Genomic DNA, 24,062 nt, shown 5'->3' with positions numbered 1-24,062 from the left:
GCCAAAGTCAAATCGCGAAATCGTTGTACTCCGGCCGGACGGGCGCGGTGGGGGGATGCAGCATGCCGGCGGCGACAGTCGCATTGGCTCCCTGTTCAATCAGAATGAACGAACCGGTCAATCGGTTGGTGCCGTACCCGTCAAAAATTACGGGCCTGGCGGTCTTGATGCGGATTTCCCCGATGTCATTCATGGCCAACTCGGCGGGATCAGGTTCCTCGTCGAAGGTCTGAATGTGGATCCGCTCCGGAATGTCCGTCACCACCGCCTGGACCGTCTGAGTCGTGTGCTTCAGGAAAAACTTGCGGCCGCGCTGCAACGGCCGGGAGTGCATCCAGCATACTCGGGCGTGCAACTCCTGGCTCATGCCCGGCAAATGGGCAAGATCCACCACCATGTCGCCGCGGCTGGCGTCCACATCGTCCTGCAACACCAGGGTGACGCTTTGCGGGCAAAATGCCTCGTTCAAGGAACCGTCGGAAGTCCAGATTTCCTTCACGGTGGTCTTGAGGCCGTTCGGCAGCAGCATGATTCTTTGCCCCACCTTGACCGTCCCCCCGGCAATCTGCCCGCTCAATCCACGAAAATCGTGGAGACGCGGATCACGTGGGTTATGCGGACGGTTGACCCACTGAACCGGGAAGCGCAAACCGTGCAGGTTCCAGTCGCTGGCAATGTGGACCGTTTCCAGATGCCCCAAAAAGGTCGGTCCGTTGTACCAGGGAGTGTGGCGCGAGAAATCCACCACATTGTCCCCGTTCAGGGCGCTCATGGGAATGAACTTCACGTCCTTGATGTCGAGCAACGGCAGGAATTCCTCGAAGGTGTCTCGGATTTCTTGAAACCGGGCCTCGCTCCAATCCACCAGGTCCATCTTGTTGACGGCGATGACGAGGTGAGGGATGCGAAGCAACGAGGCGATGTAGGTGTGGCGGCGGCTTTGTTCAGTCACCCCGGCGCGGGCATCCACCAGAACCACCGACAGATTGGCGGTGGAGGCACCCGTGACCATGTTTCGAGTGTATTGAACGTGCCCCGGCGTGTCGGCCACGATAAACTTCCGCCGGGGGGTGGCAAAATAACGGTAGGCCACGTCGATGGTGATGCCTTGCTCGCGCTCGGCCCTCAATCCATCGGTCAAGTTGGCCAAATTGATCTGGCCCCCGCCCGTGATGTCGGCGGAACGTTCCAACGCCTCCAATTGATCCTCCATCAGAGATTTGGAGTCGTAGAGCAAGCGCCCGATCAACGTGGACTTGCCGTCATCGACGGATCCGCACGTGTTGAAGCGCAGGATCTCGATGGGATGGGAAGCGGGATGAGACATGGTCTGGGAATCAGAAATAACCTTGTTTCTTGCGATCTTCCATGGCGGCTTCGCTGGCGCGGTCGTCCGCGCGTGAACCCCGCTCGGTCACCCTCGCGGCGGCGATTTCCGCGATGATGTCTTCAACGCTGTCCGCCGGACTCTCCACCATGCCGGTGCTGATGATATCGCCGATGGTGCGCACGCGCACGACGAGCCTTTTGACCTCTTCCTTGGGTTTCGGAGGCATCAAGGTCGTGACCGGAAGCCACTGTCCGCCGCGTCGAACACAATCCCGCTCGTGGCTGAAATAAATGGTCGGCACCGCCAGGCGCTCGCGTTTGATGTACTCCCAAACATCCATCTCGGTCCAGTTCGAGAGCGGAAAGACACGCATGTGCTCGCCAGGGTTCACACGCGCGTTGTAAAGATTCCAAATCTCGGGCCGCTGATTCTTGGGGTCCCACTGGCCAAAGGCGTCACGAAAGCTGAAGAAACGCTCCTTCGCGCGTGCCTTCTCCTCGTCTCTCCGGGCCCCGCCAATCAAGCAATCGAATCGAAACTCCTCCACCGCCGCAAGGAGCGTGGGGATCTGCAGCCGGTTGCGGCTGACTTCGCCCGGATTCGGCACAGCCACGCCCGCGGCGATCGCCTCCTCGACTTTGCGCACAATGAGCTTCGCGCCCAACTCGCCCGCCCGGTGATCGCGAAATTCGTTCAATTCCGGAAAGTGATGCCCGGTGTCCACGTTCAAGAACGGCATCGGGATGTCCGAAGGACGGAACGCCTTCTCCGCCAGGCGCAATAAACAAATGGAGTCTTTCCCACCGGAAAAAAGCAGGGCGGGCCGCTCGAACTCCGCCGCGACCTCGCGCATGACGTGGATGGACTCCGTTTCAAGGTACTGCAGGTGATCAAGATGAAACGAGGACATTGGAAAGGAATTTCGGATGAAAAGGCCGGCGGGTTAAGCCGTCCGCCCCGCCACCGCTTGCTTGCCCCAGGCGGCATGAAGCCCGCATTCCCGCTTTTCGTCGGCCTTGGCAGGATCGGCATAATCCCATTCGTTGGGCAGTTGGTGCGCCTGGAGATAACGCTCCGCCTCCGCGTCGGACCAGTAAAAGAGCGGACTGACTTTAACCGTGCTGAAATGGCTGTCCCAAGAGACGATGTCGAGCCCGGCGCGGTTGGGATTCTGAACCTTCCGCAAGGCCGTGAACCACACTTGCGGCGCGAGCTCGCTCATGCCCCGCCGGAAGGGCTCCAATTTCATCACCGCGCTAAACTCGCGCAGCGCCGCCTCATCATCGGGACTCGGCACCGGACCGAACACCGCGTCCCGATGGGCCGCCGTCATGCGAGGAACATAGGATTTCAAATTAAGGTTCAGCCTCCGCCGCAACTCCTCCGCGTGCCGGTAGGTGGCCGGACGGTTGTAACCGTGATCCACCCACAAGACGGGGATGTCCGGATCGGCCTCCACACAGAGATGAAGCAACGCCGCCTCGAAGGGGCGAAAATTGGTGGAGACAATCGCGGCGCCGGGAAAGAGATTGAGCGCCCAGCGAATGGTCTCCGCAGGCACCGCTCCGGACAAGGTTCGATTGGCCTCCGCGATTTCCTCGGGAGTCAGGGTCATGGTTGTCATGTCAGCACAGACGGCAAGGAGGGGATGCTTGAAGGTTTCGTGAGGATGAAGTTCAGGAAATGACGCTGGACGGCAACAACACCCGATCGCACCAGTCGCCAAAACGCTCGTTTTTCAGCCGTTCCTTCGCAAAGCGATTGAGCACCGGCTCGAGTTCTTTTTCGAGCTCCGCTTCTTTCATCACATCCTTCCAGACTCGATTCAGCCGGGTTCCGGCGACATTGCCACCCACCCAAACCTGGTAACGTCCGGGCGCTTTGCCCACGAACGCAATCTCAGCCATGTAAGGCCGCGCGCAACCGTTGGGGCATCCTGTGGATCGAATCACAATCTCCTCGCCCGCCAAGCCCGCCTTGGCGCACAGGGCCTCGATGCGATCCACCAAACCCGGCAGCATCCGCTCCGACTCCGCCAAAGCCAGACCGCAGGTCGGCAACGCGGGGCAGGCCATGGAAGCGGCATGCAGCACCGAGGCTTGTTGAGACGTCCTCACTCCGTGAGCGGCCAGGACGTTCTCAATGCGGGGACGGTCTGCGTCGCTGATGCCCGCAAGAATCACATTTTGATTGCCGGTCAGTCGAAACTCGATGCCGGGAAACTGCTCGGCCACGCTTCGCAGTCCGGTCTTCATCCTGCATTCCGCCGTGTCTTTGACCCGCCCGGTCTGGACATAAAGCGTGACGAACCAGGATCCCTGAACGTCTCTCTGCCAGTCGTAGGTATCGCCGGTGGATTCGAAGCGGTAAGGCCGCGCCGGTTCGAGCTTGAATCCCGCCCGCTGCTCGATTTCGTTTTTCACGAAGGCCGCTCCCTTTTCCTCCACCACATACTTCAACCGCGCGTGCTTCCGGTCGGTGCGATCGCCGAAATCCCGGTGAAAGGTGAGAACCGCCTTGGCGATGTCAATCACGCGTTCGCGCGGCAGAAACCCCAACTCGCTCGCCAACCGCGGATAAGTCGCTTCGTTGCCATGGGAACGTCCCATGCCGCCCCCGACCGCGAGATTGTAACCCGCAAGTTTTCCGTTCTCCACGATGGCAATGAAGCCCAGGTCGTTCGTGAACACATCCATGTCGTTCACCGGAGGAATGACGAAAGCGGACTTGAATTTCCGCGGCAGATAAGTGGCTCCGTAGAGTGGATCGACGAACGATTTGTTCTCAAGGGATTCCAGATTCAACTGGACCCCATCGATCCAGATGGAGTGGTAGGCCTTGGTCCGAGGAGCCAACGCTTCCGCCACGCGGCGGCAATCGGCCAGCACCTCAACCCTCGCCGCCGTGGAAGCCGGAGTGGGCGACGCCATGACATTGCGATTCACGTCCCCGCAAGCCGCCAGCGTGGAAAGCAAACTCTCGTTGATCTGCTTGATCAATGGCCCCAGCCCTGACATCACCACACCGTGAAACTGAATGCTCTGCCGCGTGGTGATCCGCAGCGTGTTGTTGCCGTGCCGGGACGCGAGATCGTCGAAGACCATCCATTGCTGGGAAGTCATCACCCCGCCGGGAATGCGCCCTCGAACCATCAGCATGAACCTCTTGCCCGTCTTCCGCAGATCCCGATCATCTTGCTGATAAATGCCATGGAACTTGATGAACTGCTGGTCATCGTCCGAAAAATGATCCTTGGAAGGATCCGATAAGGTCGCCGCAATCGTCCCAGCAAGCGTCGGAATCGCACTCTTAATTTTCTCGTTATGAGTCACTTCCGCATCTAAATCAGACTTAATCATAAGTAAGTTGATAATGATTGTGATGTTAACAACAACCTTCGATCTGTCAAGCCCCGGCCTATCGCAAGTCCGATTCTAAAAACTGGGCCCGCCGAATCACCGTTCGTTCGTCCGAGGTGTAGGTCACATGAATCCTGCCGTCTTTTCCTTGAATCGCCGTCGGATAGGCAAAATCGCCCGCGCCATCCGCCAAAACAAGCTCGCGCGGCCATGTCTTCCCGCCATCCCCGGACCATCGAGCCAGCAACGGCGTCCGGTCATTCATGCTCGGATTGTAAATGAAAAGCAGATTCCCACTCTGCAATTTGATCAACTCCACCGAGGCATTCGGATTCGGAAACCCAGTCTCAACCCCAGGCGACCACGTGCGACCCCCATCCGAAGACTCCGTCTGCACCACAAAAGCATCGTCCCCAGGCTCATAGTCCCCTCCTCGTCGGCATAAAGCCAGCAACCGCCCGGGTGAAAGCTCGACCGCAGCCGCTTGCAAATTCCCCATCCGGGAAAACACCTTGTTCGACCGGCCCCACTGCCTCGTCTTGGGATCGAACTTCAAAAAAAGTGAGGTGGTATCCGATCCCGTTCGCTCCGTGTCCGCCCCCGTTTCATGATAAATCGGAAGCAAATACTGGCCGTCGGACAACACGATCGGACGGCTTCGCACCATGGTCCCCTCGTCAAACGTCACCATGAATGCATCGCTCCAGGTGCGGCCCCGATCCTTGGAAATCTTTGCCCCGATGCGGGAGGTGGACCATGTGGCTCCAGGCCTGACCACGAAAAACAACCAAACTTCGCCCTGGGGTGAGTTCCACAGGACAGGATTCCCCATCGAATACACGGGGTTTGAAGCGATCGAGACCGGGGCCGACCACCGCTTCGATCCCCGAGGCAGGCGGGATCCGAAGATCGCTGTGGCTTGCTCGTACTCCCCTCCGCCGCCGTAATAGGCCAGCAGCAAATCGCCGTTGTCCAGTTCGGTCACGGTGGAAGGATGTTTGTAATTGCCGGTCTTAATCTCCGGTCCAAAAACGCGCTCCGTGTAAAGCGCGGCGTGCGGGACGATCCCCGTCCATCCCATTGCCAAAGCAGCCCAAAAAATTCTCATCATAAATTCGATCCCGACTTTCACCATGCTCACCGCTACCTGACTTCCGCCAACCGCCGGATCACCCAGGCCGCGGCCATGAATCCATAGGCGCCTGTCACCGTCACCAACGAACCGTAACCACTCTCGCAGTTGCGTCCCGCGGCGCCGGTATCGCACAACTCGCCCGCCGGGGCGAGCACGGGTTCCACCGAATACACCGAGGGCAATCGAAGCAGCTTCTCATGTTCTTCCGCAGTGCATTCCAAGCGGAGCCGGCGCCGGACCCCGGCCAGTAATCGATCATGACTCGCCTCGGCCAGGGTCCCCAGCCGAATCCGGGCCGGGTCCGTTCGCCCCCCCGCACCGCCCGAAATGACCAAAGGGATGTTCCGGCGAAGGCAGGCCCGTGCCAAGCGACATTTATTCGGAACCGAATCAATGGCATCCACCACAGCCTGAACGCCGCCTTCCAAGATGGATTCCTCCGTTTCGGAAGCGTAGAACATTTCCAGCGCCTCCACCTTGGCATTCGAGTGAATGGAAAACACCCGCTGAGCCATGGCTTGGACTTTACTCTTCCCCACCTGATCCTCGATGGCGTGAACCTGACGGTTCACATTGGAAACGCAGATCTCGTCCAGGTCGACCAGCCTCAACGTACCCACTCCCGAGCGAGCCAAGGCTTCGACCGCCCACGACCCCACGCCTCCCATCCCGATCACACAGACTCGAGCCCGGGCAAGCCGCGCCAAGCCCTCCTTGGAGAGCAACCGCTGCACGGAATGAAACCTGCGATCCTCCAATGAGACCCTTCCCGGTGGGGTGCGATCAAACTCGCTTGAAGTGAATGAATACCGAAGCGGCGTCAGGATCGGCCCCGGCTCTGGCTGTGCATTCCCGGACGTCCCCGCCACCGCCATGCGCCATAAGCCATCCCCACCAGAATGCCGACGGCAAACGTCGTTTCCGCCGGCTCGGGAACCGCCGTGACTTGCCAGCCCACATCCGACAATCCCGCAAAATCGAGATCGGTGAAGAATTTCCTCTGTCCATTCGAGATATCGGGGTCCATGGCTGCTTCTTGGAAGGTGGCCGTTCCCGGCAACCGGCTCATCGTGTTTTCTGCCCAGTGATCCCCCCCGCATTCAAAGGAACGTTTCCCCCATGGACCGCGACGGACTGAGCACCGGTAAACTGGCCGCCCGACACACGGCCCGTCCAGGAAGCAGCAGTCCCCAAACCCAGCAAATGCCCCAACTCATGAATCGCCACGGAATAAAAGTCGAACGAGCCCGACGGCAGATCCGCGGAGGTGGACACATCCGAGTCGAAATACCACGTCGTCAACGAATCGAATGCGATGCTGCCTCCCCACCTTCCGAAGTCGTCGGCGGGCGCCCCTGTTTGGCCACGTTTGCTGACGTCAGCCAAGAACCCGGAAGTTCCGGATGCACTGAATCCTCCGGGCCCTCCGACCCCGATGGCGCTTCCCGAGATATCATAGGCGCCGGCATAAACTTTCAGAACTCCGGTTGAAATGGTGAGGTCGCTGACGCTGGTTGAAGTCCCGGAGCCCGGATGATTAAAGGTCGCCGACCAGGTGTTGCCCCCGCCCGGAGTGATGGCCGAAAGGGAATCCCCAAGTCGTGACACCAGATCTTGAGCCGCCTTCGTCAGCACCGCCCGGCGCGAGGCATCCGTGAAAAAACTCCCGGTGTCCAGAGTGTAGTCGAACTCAATCACAACCTGCGCTTGGATACCCGAGGTCGCCATGACCAGCGAAAGGCCAATCCATCTGCCGAAAATCCCGGCCGGGATATGGTTCTTCATAATTGGAATTGATTGGGTCGCTGAAGGTAGGCGGCCTCGAACCCGCGGTCACGCCCAATCTTGCGCCACTTCGAGCGGCCCGTGTATCCCGATGTTGTTGGTAGGGCGGGCCTGTCCCAGCCCGCCGCCCACGGGATGCAAAACATCATGCTCCGGCGGCGCGCCGGGACGGACGCGCCCTACCTGCATCACCGGCAACATCGGGATGCACCGTCGAGCGGCAGCGATGGCGGCAGCGCGGCCCGTTCAGCTCTTCAAGGGTCCGCCATTTCAATCTCACCCCGCTTCAATAACGGTATTTACTTCCCGTCCCAATCGAGACCACACTCATCGGAAATCAGCCCTTGGGTCCTGGATGAACTTTCGCGCTGTTGCAGCACTTCGCGCCCTCTGCCTCCTGGGCGTCGGCGCCGCCGCGACCCTCGCGCGCGCAGGCGATGCCGCCCCCCGATTCACGCCCCAACAGCGCGAACATTGGGCCTTCCAAAAAGTCATCCGACCGGCACCCCCTGCATCCGCCATGGATCAGCGCCGGTTCCGAAATCCCATCGACGCGTTCATCGGAGCATCTCTAGCCGAGCTGGGCCTGCCGCTGAACCCCGACGCCGAGCGCCGGGTTTTGTTGCGTCGAGCCTCCCTTGATTTGTTGGGTTTGCCGCCAACTCCCGCGGAACTCGCGGCCTTCGAATCGGATCCTTCGCCGTTCTCCTTCGAAAACGCGGTCGATCGCATGCTCGCCTCTCCGGCCTATGGCGAACGCTGGGCCAGGCATTGGCTCGATCTGGCTCGATACGCCGAAAGCGAAGGTTTTAAAGCAGATGAAACACGCCCGAACGCTTGGCGCTACCGTGACTACGTCATCCGCTCCTTCAACCAGGACAAGCCCTACCCCCGCTTCCTCCAGGAACAAATCGCGGGGGACGAACTGTTCCCCGGCAACGCGGACGCCCTCATCGCGACCGGCTTTAACCGTCACTATCCGGACGAAAGCAACGCCCGGAACTTGATGCAGCGACGCCAGGAAATTCTCAACGACATCACGGACACCGTGGGAGCCGTCTTCAGTGGGATGACCTACGCTTGCGCCCGCTGTCACGACCATAAAACCGATCCCATCTTGCAGTCCGACTACTACCGGCTGCAGGCCTTCTTCGCAAACACCGGAGCGGCGGACAACCTCGTGCTGGCAAGCCCGGATCAAGCCGCATCCCATCAAGCCCGCCTGAACGAGTGGGAAACGAAAACCCGGGCGTTGCGCCAGGAAATGGCGGCCCTCGAAGCGCCGCATCGCAAAGCCATCCTCAACGATTTCATCGAAAAGTATCCGGCCGAAATCCAGGCCGCCTTGCAGAAACCAGGCGATCAGCGAACTGCGTTCGAATGGCAAATGGTCCACAAAGCCAAACAATACATCGATCCATCCTCCCACCAATATATCGCGCCCGCTTCCGTGGTGGCGGGCCGCCTCAAAGGGGACGACAAGCGGCGCTGGGAATCGCTCAAGAAAGATCTGGCGCAGTTCGCCTCCCTGCATCCGGGAGAATTGGCCGTGACGGCGGGCATGACGGACGTCGCCCCTTCCGCTCCCAAGACTCATTTGCTCCATCGAGGCATCTACGACGCGCCCAAGGAGGAAATCACCCCGGGTTACTTGCAGATTCTGGACGCCCAGCCCGTCTCCATTTCCAAATCGCAAGCCGCCCCTTCCAGCGGGCGCCGCGCCGCTTTGGCGAAGATTCTCAGTTCGCCGGACAATCCCCTGACCGCCCGCGTCATGGTCAACCGTCTCTGGCATTACCACTTTGGACGCGGACTCGTCGCCACCACCAGCGACTTTGGCATGGCGGCGGAACGACCGTCTCATCCCGAGCTATTAGATTGGCTCGCCTCGGAATTCATCCAATCGGGCTGGAGCATCAAGGCCATGCATCGCTTGATCATGTCCTCCACCACTTACCGGCAAAGTTCGGACAACCGGGCCGACGCCGCCCAACGAGACCCGGACAATCGCCGGCTCTGGCGCTTCCCGCGGCAACGCCTCGAGGGTGAATCCATTCGCGACTCGGCGCTGGCAGTGTCAGGACTGCTCGACCGCCGGATGGAAGGGCCCAGCGTCTTTCCCGAACTGCCGTCCGGCATGGACACGCGCGGCGGGTGGCGCGTTCCGAAATCCGAAGGGGATCACCATCGCCGCAGTGTGTATGTCTTCGTTCGCAGAAATCTGCGCTACCCGCTGTTTGAATCCTTCGACATGCCGGACACCCACGAATCGTGCGGCCGCCGCAACCTCACCGTCAACGCGGGACAAGCCCTCAATCTGCTGAACAGTTCCTTATCCTTGCAATGGGCCGAACATTTCGCCGGGCGAGTTTATCGGGAAGCACGAGGTCCAGACCGCGAGGCACGTGTCAACGCCGCATTCGAATTGGCATTCGGGCGAAGTCCCTCTTCTTCGGAACAAACTCTGGCCCGGCAATTCTTCGCCAGCCACACACACATCGTGGAAGCCAGATGGCGCGAGCGCGCCCCCCTGTCGCAACCCGCAGGCTTGAATCCCACTCATGATTCGGAACGAATCGACGGAGCAGCCATGGTCGATTTCTGCCACATGCTCTTGAACGCGAACGAATTCGTTTACCGCAACTGAATGAATTCGCCACGCCACCCTTCCCTCCGACTCCGCCCTCCCACCCGGCGCGAATTCTTGAACCACGCGGGATTCGGATTCGGGTCACTCGCTCTGTCCTACCTCCTCGGCAAAGACGCCGCTCCGCTCCAGGCCGCCACTCCCGTCGATCCCTTGCGACCTCTGGCCTCACGCCCCCGCCATGCCGCCGCCAAAGCCAAGTCCGTCATCTGGCTTTTCATGGAAGGCGGGCCCAGCCACCTGGATCTGTTCGATCCCAAACCGATGTTGGACCAACTGGCCGGCCAGCCCATGCCGGAGAGTTACGGACGTCCGATCACCGCCATGGGCACCGCGAGCAACACGCTGATGCCCTCCAAGCGGCAGTTCAAACGCCACGGGCAAAGCGGCCTCTGGGTGAGCGATTGGTATCCGGAAATCGCAAAGCATGCGGACGATCTCGCCGTGTTGAGGTCGTGCTGGGCGGATGGACTGAATCACGTGGGTTCCGTTTGCCAGATGAATACCGGCGACATCCTGGCCGGGCGCCCATCCCTGGGCGCATGGACCACCTACGGACTCGGCGCCTCGAACGAGAATCTGCCCGCGTTCGTCGTCATGCTGGACGGGGCGGAACCGGTCGGCGGACCCAAGAACTGGAGCTCGGGATTCTTGCCGGCCAGTTTTCAGGGTACTCACTTCCGCTCCGAAGGCGCGCCCGTCTTCAATTTGGCTCCCCCTCGAACCATCGGCCCGCGGCAACAACGCAACAAACTCGATTTCTTAACCGCGTTAAACAGGCAGTTTGGCGCCGACAAGTCCGAGGACACCGAACTGGCCGCTCGCATCGACTCCTACGAACTCGCCTATCGCATGCAATCCGCGGCTCCCGAATCGGTCAACCTGGCTTCCGAATCCGATACCGTTCGACGCCTCTATGGACTTGACCGGGAACCCACCCGAAAATTTGGTTCCCTCTGCTTGATGGCCCGCCGCCTCGTCGAACGGGGCGTTCGATTCGTCCAATGCTACAGCGGCAGCAACAGCGGTTGGGACGCCCACAACGATTTAGAGGATAATCACGGCAAACGCTGCCGCGAGACGGACATCCCCATCGCGGGTCTCCTCACCGATCTCAAGTCGAGGGGACTCCTGGACGAAACCCTGGTCGTTTGGGGCGGAGAGTTCGGCCGCACTCCTTTCAACGAAAAAGGCAAGGGACGCGACCACAACCCTTGGGGCTTCACCATCTGGATGGCGGGAGGCGGCGTCCAACGCGGTGTGACGGTCGGCACGACCGACGAAATCGGACTGCGCGCGGTCGAGCACCGCGCTCACGTGCATGACATTCACGCCACCATTCTTCACCTGCTGGGACTCGATCACGAGAAGTTGACTTACCTTCATAATTCGCGCGACGAGCGGCCCACCGTCAATGGCGGCGAGGTGGTTCGTGGACTGCTAGCCTGATGACTTGGGCGCAGCATTACGATCCACTCGGCCATCCCTGGCTCTCGACGCTGGTGGCGGCGATCCCTGTCGTGGTCTTGCTGGGAGCGATCGCCCTGGGCCACGTGCGCATCCATGTGGCCTCGTCGTTGGGGCTGGCGGTGGCCTTCGGAATCGCGGTCTTTGCCTACCGCATGCCGCTCGACACCGCGCTGGCCACCACGGCCTACGGAGCCGCCAGCGGACTTTTCCCCATCGGATGGATCATCCTGAATCTCATCTTTCTCTACCACCTCACCGTGGACAAGGGCCTCTTCGAGGTCTTGCGCGGAAGCCTTGGCACGCTGGCGCCGGATCCACGCGTGCAGGTCATTTTGGTCGCGTTCTGTTTCGGCGCCTTTTTCGAAGGCGCGGCGGGATTCGGCACTCCGGTCGCCGTGACGGCGGCGATTCTGATTCAACTGGGCTTCAAGCCCCTCGCCGCGTCGGGGCTCTCGCTCATCGCCAACACCGCCCCGGTCGCGTTCGGCGCACTCGGCACTCCCATCGTGATGTTGCATAACGTCACGGGCATGGACCTCATGAAGCTTTCCCAGATGGTGGGACGGCAACTGCCCTTCTTCTCCTTGCTGGTGCCTTTCTGGGTCGTGTGGGCCTTCGTCGGATTCCGGGGCATGATGGGCGTGTGGCCCGCCGCGCTCACCGCCGGGGTCTCCTTCGCGATTCCCCAATACCTCGTGTCCAACTTCCATGGACCGTGGCTCGTGGACATCGTTTCTTCCATCGTCTCCATGGGAGCGGTTTCGATCCTGCTGAAGTTCTGGCAGCCGAAACCAATGAAGGTGCCTCCGGTGGATCCCCCCGTCACCGCGCAAGTGTCACCGCCGCGAACGGTTCTCCTCAAAGCATGGGCGCCTTGGATGATTCTCAGCCTGGTCGTGTTCGTTTGGGGGGTTCCCGAGATCAAGAAGGCCCTCAACTCCATCTCTTCCTTCGATTTCAAAGTGCCCCGCCTGCATGAGGTCGTCCTGCGAACACCGCCGGTCGGACCGGCGGGCGGCCCGGCCGAAAAGGCCGTGTTCACCCTCAATTGGCTTTCGGCGACGGGCTCGGGCATTCTGCTCGCGTCCCTGCTGGCAGGCGCGTTGATGGGGCACTCGCCCGCTCGCATGGCGGCCATTTACGGCGAAACCCTGTGGAAGGTTCGCTATTCGTTGCTCACGATTTCCGCCATGCTGGCGCTGGGTTACGTGACGAAATATTCGGGTACGGATGCCACGCTCGGACTCGCTCTCGCCGGTACGGGCGCGTTGTACCCGTTTTTCGGCACTCTGTTGGGATGGCTGGGAGTGGCTCTCACCGGATCGGACACCGCATCCAATGTCCTCTTCGGAGGCCTCCAAAAGATCACCTCGGAACAGCTTGGAATCAGCCCCATCCTGATGGGAGCCGCCAATAGTTCCGGTGGTGTCATGGGAAAAATGGTGGACGCCCAGAGCATCGTGGTCGCGAGCACGGCGACGAATTGGTACGGACACGAAGGCGCGATCCTGCGCTATGTGTTTTTTCATAGCATTGCCCTGGCTGCATTGGTGGGCTTGCTCGTCACCCTGCAAGCCTACGTGCCACCCTTCACCAGCATGGTCGTGAAATAAAGAGGCTATCGTTGCGGCAAGAGTGCGCAACCTGGGCGCCATAAAGATCAGCCTTAAACCTGGCCCCCCCATTCGGCAGATAGTCTCCGAGACGTCTGTCCTCAGGGAGCTCTCTTCGGTCACACCACGAGGACGGATGGCTCTCACAGAGGCACAGAGACACGGAGAGAAAGTTTCCGAAGCCTGTCTCGCCCACGGGGTCACCGGTTCAAGCATGCTTCCCCATTTCCGTGCCTTCGTGGCTCCCTGAAAACCTTTCACTCTTGGCCCAAGGACGTGACAGGCCTACGAGTGCTCCGATAGAACTTCGCTCCGCCCTCTGCGTCCTTTGCGCCCTTTGCGTGAGGAACAGCAAAATGCCTCACCCCCAGATGGTCTCCGAGATGTCTGTTCCCATGGAACTCCATTGGCGATCGATGGTGCGGAGGTTGGTGCTCTGAGTATCCGACGATCTGAGGCGGCGAGAAAAGGACAACGGATCGATCCCGAAACACAAGTCTGCTCGACCACGGGTCGGGGACGAGGGATTCCGTTGTGGTCGTGACAGGGGAACGCTCCCGGGCTATTTTCCGCCCCCGATGCATCCCATCGCCTTCGAAATTGCCGGCTTCCCCATCCACTGGTACGGGCTGCTCATGGCCGCCGGGCTCGTGGCGGGGCTCTGGACAGCGGCACGGCGGGCTGCACGCATCGGGCTGTCGCCGGACCTTGTCCAGGAGGCTAGCTTCTGGATCTTGATCGGAACGCTGGCCGGAGCCCGCGGCTGGTATGTGGCCACCTACTGGAAAGAGGAATTCGCTGGCGGGCCTTGGACGGAAATTTTCAATCTTCGCTCGGGTGGACTCGTCTTTTATGGTGGCTTGTTGGGAGCTTCCCTGGCGGTGGCAATTTTCGCGCGGCGCCGCCGATTGCCGCTTTGGAACCTCGCGGACGCGCTGGCTCCGAGTATCGCGCTGGGTCACAGTTTCGGGCGGGGAGGTTGCCTGATGACGGGCTGTTGCTACGGCCGCCCCACCGATGTGCCGTGGAGAATTCATTTTCCCGCCGATCACTGGACCAAAGGGGTGGGGGTGCATCCGACGCAGATTTACGAAATGGGGTTGAACCTGGCTCTCTTCGCCGTGCTGTCCTGGCGTTTTCGGCATCGCCAGTTTGCGGGCCAGATTTTCGGTGAATACCTGATGGCGTATGCCGTGCTGCGCGCTGTGGTCGAAGTTTATCGGGGAGACTACGCGGAGCGATTGCTAGTCGCCGGTCTTAAGCCGGGCCAGTGGGTCAGCGTCGCGATTTTCATCGCCGGCACGGCGCTCTGGACCTGGCGCCGACGAGCCCCCTCGGAAGGTGTCCCAGCGGAACCGAAGCATGGCTGAAAGTGAGCCCACTTTCACTCGGATCGAATGGCCGAAGTCCTTGCCGGGCGGGAGGCTCGATCAGGCCTTGCGCGAACATCTGCCCTCGGTGTCGCGAGGAACGGTGCGGCGGCTGATTCAGGAAGGGCACCTTCGCGTCAACGGTGCTCCGGTGAAACCCACCTATAGCCCTCGTGCCGGAGACCAAGTCGAGATTTCCTGGCCAGCCCCGCGCCCTGCGGTGGCCCAGCCCCAAGCCATCCCCCTGGAAATTCTTTTCGAAGACGAGCACCTGATTGTGCTCAACAAGTCCGCCGGCATCGCGGTGCATCCCTCGGCGGGACACGACGAGCACACGCTCGTCAACGCCTTGCTCCATTATTGTGAAGGCAAACTGAGTGGCATCGGCGGCGTGGCGCGTCCGGGTATCGTGCACCGGCTGGACCTCGAAACGTCGGGTTGCCTGATTGTGGCCAAGGACGACCTCACGCACATCCATCTGGCCCGTCAATTTGCCGAGCGAACCGTCCGCAAGTATTACCTCGCCTTGGTGTGTGGTGACGTGGTGAAAGATGCGGGTGAAATCCGTGCCGCCATCGCCCGTCACGTCTCGCATCGGAAGCGCATGGCGGTGGCGATCGGGGAAGGCCGGGAAGCCCGCACCGGTTACGAAGTGGTCGAACGATTCCGTTCCGCCACCCTCGTGAGAGTTCAACTTTTCACCGGACGCACGCATCAAATCCGGGTTCATTTTCAGCACCTCGGATATCCCCTCGTCGGCGACGAGGTCTATGGCAAGCGGCAGCACCAACGCTTCACGGAAGCCACGGGTATTGAAGTGAACCGGCAGATGCTCCACGCCTTGGAGATTTCCTTCACGCATCCCGCCACGCAACGCAGCATGAAGTTCTCCGCGCCCTGGCCCGCGGATCTCGGAAACGTCCTCGCGAGGTTGCGGGAAAACCGGAATCGATTAAGCTGAGGCCATGAGCTGGGATCAATGGTTGGGATTGGCTTTGACGCTGGGGATCATGGGAGTGGGGCTGCTGGGCTGCGTGCTGCCGGCGCTTCCGGGCACGCCGCTGGTGTTCGCCGCCGCCCTGGCCCACCGCCTGTGGTTCGGTTCGGCGAGCGCCACGACCTGGGTTCTGGTGATCCTGGGCGTGCTCATGGCCGCCTCCATCGCCTTGGATCTGGGCGCCGGTTTCTTAGGAGCCAAAAAATTGGGCGCGACCTGGAAAGGCGCTCTGGGAGCAGGAGTGGGCGGGCTGATTGGATTGTTTTTCAGTGTGCCGGGGATCTTGCTCGGGCCGTTCATTGGCGCCGTCGTTTTTGAAATGTTTGCGGGCCGCGAATGGAAGGAAGCCAGCCGGGCGGGGCTGGGCGCGGCGCTTGGATTGCTGGCGGGGGCGGTCGGCAAGTTTGCCTGCTCCGTGGCCATGATCACGCTTTTCGCGGGCAACGTCGTGTGGAGGGCTTGGTCTTGACCCGGACCGCCCGATCTGCCAAGGGGCAGGTCCCATGACTGACCCGACCCTCGCCAAACCAGTCGCTGAAGCAAGCCTCGGACGGCGGTTGACCCTGCTTTTTGTGGCGTGTCTGGCGGGCTATTTTCTCCTCTACGCTGGAGACCGCCATTTGCGACTGCGCAAAGGCCCGTGGGAACTCCACTTCGAATCATCGCCCTCGGGCATCCCTGCCCTTCGCGTCGTTCAGCCTGGCCTGGGCATTCAAGATTTTCGGATCAATTTTCCGGGCGAAACATTTCCTCCCGGCTTGAAACTACCCGCCACAGTGCTTTGCGATGCTCCCCGCCCCGTGCTGCCTACAGGGGAATGGATCTTCGATGACTTCATGTACTTCCCGGGAACGGCGGTGCTTAATGTGTTTGGGCACGGCATTCAGCTTCTCCCGAGAGCGCCGGTCATCGACGGGGAAGAAAAGCAATGGGCCGCGCGGGTCAGCCACGACTTGAGCGCCTCCAAGAAGATCCCCTACCCCAAGCACCGCAAGCCGCGATAGGATTTTGTGGTCGAGTCAGGGCCAGGCCGAACATTCGACATGGCGGAGGATTTTGGAAAGCACACGGATTGGCTGATGGCTCAGGACGGAGCATTCCTTGGTCAGGCAAGGATCCCTTGGATCAAGCGCGTGTCAAAAACGGAAGTCAGCTTTTCCTTCAATCCGTGGCGTTCGAAGAAGAGTTCCTCGTGGTTGAGCCCGAGCAAGTGAAGAATCGTCGCGTGCCAATCCTGCACCGTGACCTTGTCATCCGCCGCGGCCATTCCGATTTCGTCGGTGGATCCGTGGACCACGCCAGGTTTGATGCCGGCGCCGGCCATCCAGATGATCATGGCGTTCTTGTTGTGATCACGCCCGGCTTTGCTCACCACTTTGTCGCCCGGCAGTTGGGCAATGGGAAGGCGTCCGAACTCACCGCCCCACACCACCAGCGTGTCCGAGAGAAGGCCGCGCTGTTTTAAGTCCTGCAAGAGGGCAGCAATCGGTTGGTCGGTTCGGTCGCAAGCCGATTTGAGATCCACGGCAATGTTGGCGTGATTGTCCCAAATCTGGCCATTGATATAGAGCTGGACAAAACGAACTCCGCGCTCAACCAGGCGGCGGGCAATCAGGCAGCGCCGTCCATACGACTCGGTTTGCTTGTTCGTCAGGCCATAGAGCTCGAGCGTTGCCGGAGTTTCCTGAGACAGGTCCAGCGCGTCGGACGCGGCCAATTGCATGCGCGCGGCGAGTTCGTAGGTGGAAATGCGGGCTTCCAGAGCCGGGTTGCCGGATCGCTTCTGAAGGTGAATGCGGTCCAATCGCGCCAACAGGTCGCGCTCGAGCCGGACGACATCCGGCGGCTGTTCGACCTCGGGTTTGAGATTGAGCACGGGCGATCCATTGGAACGGAAGCGGATGCCTTGGTAAACCGGCGGCAAGAATCCGGACTGCCAATTCTCAACGCCGTTGACGGGAAGGCTGATCGGATCGTCAAGCACGACGTAAGCGGGCAGGCTCTGGTTTTCCGTCCCCAGGCCATAGACCGCCCAGGAGCCGAGACAGCCGTACCCCGGAAGGGTCCGGCCAGACTGGATCTTATAGATGGCCGGCTCATGGGTGAGGATGGTGGTGTGCATGGACCGGATGAAGGCGATCTCATCGACATGCCGGGCCAGGTGCGGCATCAGTTCGGAAACCCACATGCCGGAACGGCCATGCTGGCTGAACTTGAAGGGGCTCCGCATGAGGGCTCCGGCCGAGCCGGGACTCTCCACTTCGCCCGCGATTTTCTGGAAGTAGGACTCTCCATGATGCTTATCCAGTTCCACCTTGGGATCGAACAAGTCCATCTGGCTGGGACCCCCGTTCATGAAAAGATGGATCACGGCCCTGGCCTTGGGAGGAAAGTGAGGTTTCTTCGGAGTGAGATCGAACATCGTCCGATCCGGGCTTGCGGGATGCGCATCTGCCGCTTGGGCGAGCCACGGAGAACTTCCGAAGAAGTCCCGGCTGAAGAGATAGGCCAGGGCGGCGCCATGAATTCCTCCCGCCACCGACTCGAAAAAACCTCGGCGGCTGAGGGACGAGGACGGAGAGCGTGGTCGGTCCGAACGCATGCGATGGTTCATAGGCTTGGTCAATCGATGAAGATGAATTCCGCCGAATTGATGAGGACGTGGCAAAGACTGGCGAGGGGTTCCATCTCTGGGGCGGACCGCTGATTCTTTGCCGCGGCGGCGGCGGACCACTGTAACGCGAGCTGGGAGAGTGATTCCTTGGTGAGTTGCTCCTCTTCAGCCGTGGGGGGGCGGCTGAAGGCGATCAGGTAAAGCCGGCGGATCTGCTCGTTCGGATCATGTCCTGCCTCGCGAACCACTCGGAGAGCGAGAGACTCCGCCCAGCGCCGAATCAAGGCGTTGTTCATGAGATGCAATGCCTGACTCGCCACGACCGAGTTGGGACGTTCGAGACAGTGGGGGTTCATTTGCGGCAGATCGAACACTTCCAGGATCGAGGGGATTTCCTTGCGACGCTGTTGCACATAAATGCTGCGCCGCCAGCCCCTCACAGTCCCCGCCGGACTGACCAATCCGTCCGCTCGCACCTGCACTTTGTCGGGCGGACCAAACGGGGTTTCGTCGAGCACGCCCGAGACGCGAAGGATGGTGTCGGCCAGCACCTCGGCATCCATGCGTTTGAGAGGAAACCGCGAGAGCAGATCATTGCCGGGATCAAGTTGCTGGGACTCCGCGGTCACCACGGAAGACTGGCGGTAAGTGCGGGAAGTCATGATGACTCGGTGAAGGGCTTTCATACTCCATCCGCCGCGGACGAACGCGCTCGCGAGCCAATCCAATAATTCCGGATGCGTGGGTGGCGTGCCCGTCCGTCCGAAGTTGCCCGTGGACCGTACCAATCCATGTTCGAAGTGATGCCTCCAAATGCGATTGACCATCACCCGGGCGGTCAGAGGATGGTCGGGATGAGTGAGCCACTTCGCCAGCGCCAGCCGCCGGCCGGTTTGTTTGGCGCCGGGCCAGGGTGGACGAATCTCGAAGGGCGCGTTGGTCAGCGCGAGAATCGACAACCCGCCCGGAGCGACAAGGCGGCCCGGCGTCAGATAATTGCCGCGGGTCAGCAGATAAGTGGGCGAAGGTTCACCCCGGTCCCACAACGCGCGGATCTTCGGTTCCGGCGGCCGTTGTTTTTCGAGGGCAACAATTTGGCTCTGGATCTCATCCGCCGTCTTCTTGAACGTCGCGTCCAGCCTCTTCAATTCCTGGTCGTCGATCCGCAGCAACTTTTCAAACTTGCCGGCCAAGAATTGTTGGGCGCCGCTGCGTTGATTCGCGCCTGTTTCCAGGGCTTGGCGGACGCCCTCTTTGAGGAAGAGAGGCAACTGGGCGAGGCGTTCCAGGAAGATGACCTGCTTCAGCTTCGAGGCTGCTGCATTCAGCTTGGCATTCCGTGATTCGATTTCGGTGGCGATCTCTTGATCGCGAGTCTCCCATTGGCGCCGTTCGGCCGTGGCAACGAAGGGCAGTCTGCGTTGGTTGGGAGTGAGCCAGTCGTGTTCGTCGTAGGCTCCTTTCAAGGCGGCGGCTATCCGGTAGTAGTCGCGCTGAGGGATGGGATCGAACTTGTGCGAGTGGCAGCGGGCGCATCCCACGGTCAAGCCCATGACACCCGATCCCAGGACCTCGATGGCATCCGCGATGACATCAAGACGGTCGGGAACGAAGGCGGTGATCTGGGCGACGGTCGAGTCGGGAGCCATGCGCAGAAAGCCCGTCGCAACCAGATGGTCGGAAAGCGCCTCGGTCATTTCGCCGGCGCCGGTGTAATCGGCAAGTTCGTCGCCGGCGATCTGTTCCAGAAGGAACCGGTCGTAGGGCTTGTCGCGATTATAAGATCGAATCACATAATCGCGGTAGCGGTAGGCGTCGGGGCGTATTTCGTCCTGTTCACGCTTTCCCTCGGAGTCGGCATAACCCGCGAGGTCGAGCCAATGCCGAGCCCAGCGTTCCCCGTAGCGAGGTGAGGCCAGAAGCCGGTCGATCATCTTCTCGTATGCGGCGGGGTCGGGGTCGGAAAGGAAGGCGGCCATTTCCTCAGGGGCCGGAGGCATGCCCGTCAGGTCGAGGGTGGCGCGGCGGATCAGAGTGAACGCGTCCGCCGGAGGTGAAAAGTGGAGTCCTTTCCGCTGGAGTTTCTCGAGGATGAAGGCGTCCACCGGATTTCGAACCGCCTCGGAGAGGCGGGGGATCGCGACGGGCTTGGGCGTCTGAAAAGCCCAGAACTGGCGGTCCTCATCGCGGATGCCTGGATCGGGGTTTTCCCCGGCGGCATCGAATTCATCAGGGATTTCAGGAGCGCCAAGCTGGATCCATTTCGCCAGGAGTGCGAGTTCGTGGGATTCCATGGGTTTGACGCTCACTTCCACGACGCGCAAAGGTGGCGGGCATTGTCCGGAGGCAATTCTCTTATGCATCAAACTTGCCTCGGGGTTTCCCTGGATCAGGGCAGGGCCGGAATTCCCGCCTTTGAGCATCGAGGCCTTGGTGCGAAGATCGAGTCCGGCTTCCTGCCGCCGCAGTCCATGACAGACCGTGCAGCGGAGCAGAAGAATCGGAATGATTTCGTGTTGGGTCACTTCAGGACGGGGGGGAAGCGCAGGGATCCGCGGTTCCTGGGTCTGCGCGGTGTTGAGGAACCCGCCGAGGAGAACGGATGCGAGAACGAGGCGCAGGGCACCGTGGCGACGCACGCTCTCGCGTTCCAAGACGAGTGAGCCTTGCGGTCGCGGGTCGCGGAGGGTGGCGTGGCGCTTCATGTCAAATTCCAAGGCGCAGGGAGATTAACTAACTGGTTTTCGTCGCGCGTTGGGCGGCAATGTTCGACGAGGCGTTTGTGGCGGGTAGGCGAAAGGCCTGCGTTCGTTTGACTTGGGTGCGCAGGAAGGGCGTTAGGGTGGGGTTGGACCGGGATGGAATGAGTTTGCGCAAGGGTAGATTTATGAACTTGGCCGAAAAGAGGGGTGAAAATCAACTCTTAGCGGTCGGGGGAGCAAGGCCTGGAATCGGCGTTGAGAAGCGCACATTTTTCTATCGGCGCTGCGCAGGTCTTGTGCTAAAAAATTCGCAATGCCTCATTTCGTCGGAAGCAACTCGTCGACCCCAGTGCGCCGCGCCTGGAAGGTGGCGATCGCTCTGGTTGTTGCAACGATGATCTCCGCGAGGTCCGTCGCCTCGACCACCGCGCCAGGGTCCGGCCACCCCCAGCCCTTATCGTTCGAACAGCATGTGCGGCCGATTCTCAAAGCCCACTGTTTCGATTGCCACGGGGAAGGCGAGACGCTCAAAGGCGGTCTGGATCTTCGGCTGAAACGTTGGATCGAACGTGGCGGTGACTCCGGGACAGCGCTGATTCCAGGCAAGCCCGATGCCAGTTTACTTTTCAAGCGCGTTCAATCGGGCGAGATGCCCAAGCGGGACCGGAAGCCAACCCCGCAGGAAATTGAAACCCTCAAGCGATGGATCGAAGGCGGGGCGGGCACAGCGCGGCCAGAACCCGAGACACTGGGCCAAGGCATGCAGATCACGGAAGAGGAACGCGCCCACTGGGCCTTCCAGCCGTTGCGCCGTCCTGACATCCCCAAACTCCAGAAGAGTGGGATTCGGAATCCGATCGATGCCTTTCTGGCCCGCGACCAGCAAGCTCGTGGTCTCCGTTTCTCCGCGGAGGCATCGCCTCCAACCCTCATCCGACGCGCGTTCATCGGGCTTTGGGGATTGATCCCGACCCCCTCCGACTTGGAGGCGTACTCCCTGAATGAATCGGCAGATCCCTTTCTGACCTTGTTGGATCGCTTGATGGAGTCCCCACGCTACGGCGAACGCTGGGCCCGGCATTGGCTCGACATCGCCGGCTATGCGGACTCCGACGGTTACACCAACGACGACGCCCCGCGGCCCTACGCCTACAAGTACCGGGACTACGTGATTCGAGCCTTGAACGAGGACAAGCCCTTCCATCGGTTCATCACGGAACAATTGGCGGGCGACGAACTGGCGCTCGCCCAACACAAGGACCTGGAGAAGTCCTCCCAAGATCCAGCCACGCGCGACCTGTTGATTGCCACCGGATTTCTTCGCATGGCGGCGGATGGCACCGCCACAGGCGGCATCGACCAGGACATCGCCCGGAACCATGTCATCGCGGACACTCTAAAAATTGTTTCGACTTCGTTGCTGGGCCTCTCGGTGGGATGCGCTCAATGCCACGATCATCGTTATGATCCGATTCCGCAGGCGGACTACTATCGGCTGCGCGCCATCTTCGAGCCGGCCTACGATTGGAAGCGGTGGCGGACGCCCTCCCAGCGTTTGCTTTCCCTTTACACTCCGGCCGACCGCGCCAAGGCCGCGGCCGTGGATGAGGAAGCGGGGAAGCTGGTGAAAGAGAAGGAAGCGAAGCAAGCCGAGTTCATCGATGCCGCCCTCAAGGCACACCTGGAGAAAATGGATCCTGCACTGCGTGAGCCGCTTTGGAACGCGTTCAAAACCCCGCCCGACAAACGCAATCCCGAACAGAAAAAGCTGCTCGCGGATCATCCGAGCGCCAACATCAACGCAGGAGTGCTCTACCAATACAACCCCAAGGCCGCCGACGAACTGAAAGGGATGGACGCGAAAATCGGTGAGGTGCGAAGTCGGAAGCCACAGGAAGATTTCATCAGCATTTTGAGCGAACCGGCCGAAGCCGCGCCCGTAACCCACCGGTTTCACCGAGGCGATCCCAAGCAGCCCAAGGAGGCCATCGCACCGGGCACCCTGACCGTGCTGAGCCGCGGGGAGGAAACACCTGGACTGCCGCTGCCGTCGGAACAGCCGCCGACTTCCCGGCGCCGTCTCGCTTTTGCGACTTGGGCAACGAGCCCGCGCAATCCGCTGCTCGCCCGAGTCATCGTCAATCGCGTTTGGATGCATCACTTCGGCCGCGGCTTGGTGGGCACGCCCGCGGACTTCGGGTTGCAGGGCGAGCGTCCTTCGCACCCCGAACTCCTGGACTGGCTCGCCAGCGCGTTCGTGGCTCCCCGGAACGACGACCCGCGCCATCTCGGGCTTGGCTGGAGTCTGAAGCGGCTGAATCGATTGATCATGTCCTCCGCGGCCTATCGGCAAAGCTCGGCACGGGATCCGGGGATGGAAGGCTTGGATCCGGAGAATCGCTTCTATTGGAGAAAATCGCTGCAGCGGCTGGATGCGGAAGCCATTCGGGACTCTCTTCTCGCCGTCAGCGGCGTGCTCAGCGGCAAGATGTTTGGCCCCCCCGTGCCGGTGCGGGAGGATGCCGTCGGGCAAATCGTCGTGGGCGTTGACAAGAAGCAGGGAGACAACAAGATGCCCGTCGAAGTGGCCATGGGCGAAGAAGAGTTTCGAAGGAGCATTTATGTGGAAGTCAGGCGCAGTCGCCCCTTGGCATTCCTGCATGCCTTTGACGCCCCCGTGATGGAGGTGAACTGCGAACGAAGAACCAGTTCCACGGTTGCGCCTCAGGCGCTGATGTTGATGAACAGCGATTTTTCGATGCAACAATCCCAGAAGCTGGCCGACCGGCTGAAAAAGGATGCAGGGCCGCTGCGAGAGGCCCAAATCGACCGCGCGTGGAAGTTAGCCTTTTTGCGCGCTCCCACTCGGGATGAGTTCCGCTCCGCCCAAGATTTCATCGAGCGCCAGATCGCGTCGCTCCTCGCGGGAAACACCTCCGACAGCTCCTCGCCGAAGCCGGCTGGATCCGCGGAGGAGCAGGCCATGCGCAGCCTTTGCCAGAATCTGTTCAGTTCGAATGAATTCCTCTACCAGGACTAA

The 24,062-nt window shown here is 60.8% G+C and carries 18 protein-coding genes; 8 read left to right on the top strand and 10 right to left on the bottom strand.

The window, feature by feature from the left end:
- Nucleotides 1–7: 7 nt before the first annotated feature.
- The 8 genes from FJ404_01215 to FJ404_01180 form a co-directional block, all read right to left on the bottom strand.
- Nucleotides 8–1,327 carry a sulfate adenylyltransferase gene (locus tag FJ404_01215; protein MBM3821501.1) on the bottom strand — a complete coding sequence of 440 codons (1,320 nt, stop codon included), beginning with the start codon at nucleotides 1,325–1,327 and terminating at the stop codon, nucleotides 8–10.
- A gap of 10 nt (nucleotides 1,328–1,337) precedes the next feature.
- Nucleotides 1,338–2,240 carry a sulfate adenylyltransferase subunit CysD gene (gene cysD, locus FJ404_01210; GenBank protein ID MBM3821500.1) on the bottom strand — a complete coding sequence of 301 codons (903 nt, stop codon included), beginning with the start codon at nucleotides 2,238–2,240 and terminating at the stop codon, nucleotides 1,338–1,340.
- 33 nt (nucleotides 2,241–2,273) lie between these two features.
- On the bottom strand, nucleotides 2,274–2,945 hold the full coding sequence (locus FJ404_01205; protein MBM3821499.1) for a phosphoadenylylsulfate reductase: 672 nt from the start codon (nucleotides 2,943–2,945) through the stop codon (nucleotides 2,274–2,276).
- A gap of 61 nt (nucleotides 2,946–3,006) precedes the next feature.
- The gene (locus FJ404_01200) at nucleotides 3,007–4,689 is read right to left on the bottom strand and encodes an NADPH-dependent assimilatory sulfite reductase hemoprotein subunit (protein ID MBM3821498.1); all 1,683 of its coding nucleotides are present in this window, start codon (nucleotides 4,687–4,689) and stop codon (nucleotides 3,007–3,009) included.
- A gap of 58 nt (nucleotides 4,690–4,747) precedes the next feature.
- A complete protein-coding gene (locus FJ404_01195) occupies nucleotides 4,748–5,824 on the bottom strand; it encodes a hypothetical protein (GenBank protein MBM3821497.1) in 1,077 nt (358 codons plus the stop codon).
- 8 nt (nucleotides 5,825–5,832) lie between these two features.
- On the bottom strand, nucleotides 5,833–6,699 hold the full coding sequence (locus tag FJ404_01190) for a tRNA threonylcarbamoyladenosine dehydratase (GenBank protein ID MBM3821496.1): 867 nt from the start codon (nucleotides 6,697–6,699) through the stop codon (nucleotides 5,833–5,835).
- Complete coding sequence (locus FJ404_01185) at nucleotides 6,645–6,893, bottom strand: hypothetical protein (protein ID MBM3821495.1); 249 nt, start codon at nucleotides 6,891–6,893, stop codon at nucleotides 6,645–6,647. The genes FJ404_01190 and FJ404_01185 overlap by 55 nt, the downstream gene beginning before the upstream one ends.
- Nucleotides 6,890–7,609 (bottom strand): matrixin family metalloprotease, encoded by a 720-nt coding sequence (locus tag FJ404_01180; protein MBM3821494.1) that lies wholly within the window; start codon nucleotides 7,607–7,609, stop codon nucleotides 6,890–6,892. Before FJ404_01180 ends, FJ404_01185 begins: the two co-directional genes overlap by 4 nt.
- Between FJ404_01180 and FJ404_01175 the strand changes: the two genes are divergently transcribed.
- The 7 genes from FJ404_01175 (at nucleotide 7,551) to FJ404_01145 (ending at nucleotide 16,710) form a co-directional block, all read left to right on the top strand.
- Complete coding sequence (locus FJ404_01175) at nucleotides 7,551–10,256, top strand: DUF1553 domain-containing protein (protein ID MBM3821493.1); 2,706 nt, start codon at nucleotides 7,551–7,553, stop codon at nucleotides 10,254–10,256. The two genes, FJ404_01180 and FJ404_01175, sit on opposite strands and share 59 nt — an antisense overlap.
- Nucleotides 10,257–11,705 carry a DUF1501 domain-containing protein gene (locus tag FJ404_01170; GenBank protein ID MBM3821492.1) on the top strand — a complete coding sequence of 483 codons (1,449 nt, stop codon included), beginning with the start codon at nucleotides 10,257–10,259 and terminating at the stop codon, nucleotides 11,703–11,705.
- Nucleotides 11,705–13,339, top strand: coding sequence for an L-lactate permease (locus FJ404_01165; GenBank protein MBM3821491.1), 1,635 nt, complete (start codon nucleotides 11,705–11,707; stop codon nucleotides 13,337–13,339). The genes FJ404_01170 and FJ404_01165 overlap by 1 nt, the downstream gene beginning before the upstream one ends.
- Nucleotides 13,340–13,917: 578 nt before the next feature.
- Complete coding sequence (lgt, locus tag FJ404_01160) at nucleotides 13,918–14,709, top strand: prolipoprotein diacylglyceryl transferase (GenBank protein MBM3821490.1); 792 nt, start codon at nucleotides 13,918–13,920, stop codon at nucleotides 14,707–14,709.
- On the top strand, nucleotides 14,702–15,670 hold the full coding sequence (locus FJ404_01155; GenBank protein ID MBM3821489.1) for an RluA family pseudouridine synthase: 969 nt from the start codon (nucleotides 14,702–14,704) through the stop codon (nucleotides 15,668–15,670). The genes lgt and FJ404_01155 overlap by 8 nt, the downstream gene beginning before the upstream one ends.
- A gap of 4 nt (nucleotides 15,671–15,674) precedes the next feature.
- Nucleotides 15,675–16,175 carry a DUF456 domain-containing protein gene (locus tag FJ404_01150; protein ID MBM3821488.1) on the top strand — a complete coding sequence of 167 codons (501 nt, stop codon included), beginning with the start codon at nucleotides 15,675–15,677 and terminating at the stop codon, nucleotides 16,173–16,175.
- A gap of 34 nt (nucleotides 16,176–16,209) precedes the next feature.
- The gene (locus tag FJ404_01145) at nucleotides 16,210–16,710 is read left to right on the top strand and encodes a hypothetical protein (protein MBM3821487.1); all 501 of its coding nucleotides are present in this window, start codon (nucleotides 16,210–16,212) and stop codon (nucleotides 16,708–16,710) included.
- A 101-nt stretch (nucleotides 16,711–16,811) separates the two neighbouring features.
- Here FJ404_01145 and FJ404_01140 read toward each other — a convergent pair whose 3' ends face one another.
- Nucleotides 16,812–18,308, bottom strand: coding sequence for a DUF1501 domain-containing protein (locus FJ404_01140; protein MBM3821486.1), 1,497 nt, complete (start codon nucleotides 18,306–18,308; stop codon nucleotides 16,812–16,814).
- Nucleotides 18,309–18,328: 20 nt separating this feature from the next.
- Nucleotides 18,329–21,037: a DUF1553 domain-containing protein gene (locus FJ404_01135; protein ID MBM3821485.1), complete on the bottom strand. Its 2,709-nt coding sequence runs from the start codon at nucleotides 21,035–21,037 to the stop codon at nucleotides 18,329–18,331.
- Nucleotides 21,038–21,335: 298 nt separating this feature from the next.
- Here FJ404_01135 and FJ404_01130 point away from each other — a divergent pair, with 298 nt between their 5' ends.
- Nucleotides 21,336–24,062 carry a DUF1553 domain-containing protein gene (locus FJ404_01130; protein ID MBM3821484.1) on the top strand — a complete coding sequence of 909 codons (2,727 nt, stop codon included), beginning with the start codon at nucleotides 21,336–21,338 and terminating at the stop codon, nucleotides 24,060–24,062.

Source organism: Verrucomicrobiota bacterium, from assembly GCA_016871495.1.
Classification (GTDB): domain Bacteria; phylum Verrucomicrobiota; class Verrucomicrobiia; order Limisphaerales; family VHDF01; genus VHDF01.
The sequence above is the reverse complement of the archived record's forward strand: the minus strand, read 5'-3'. Positions and strand labels throughout refer to the sequence as shown.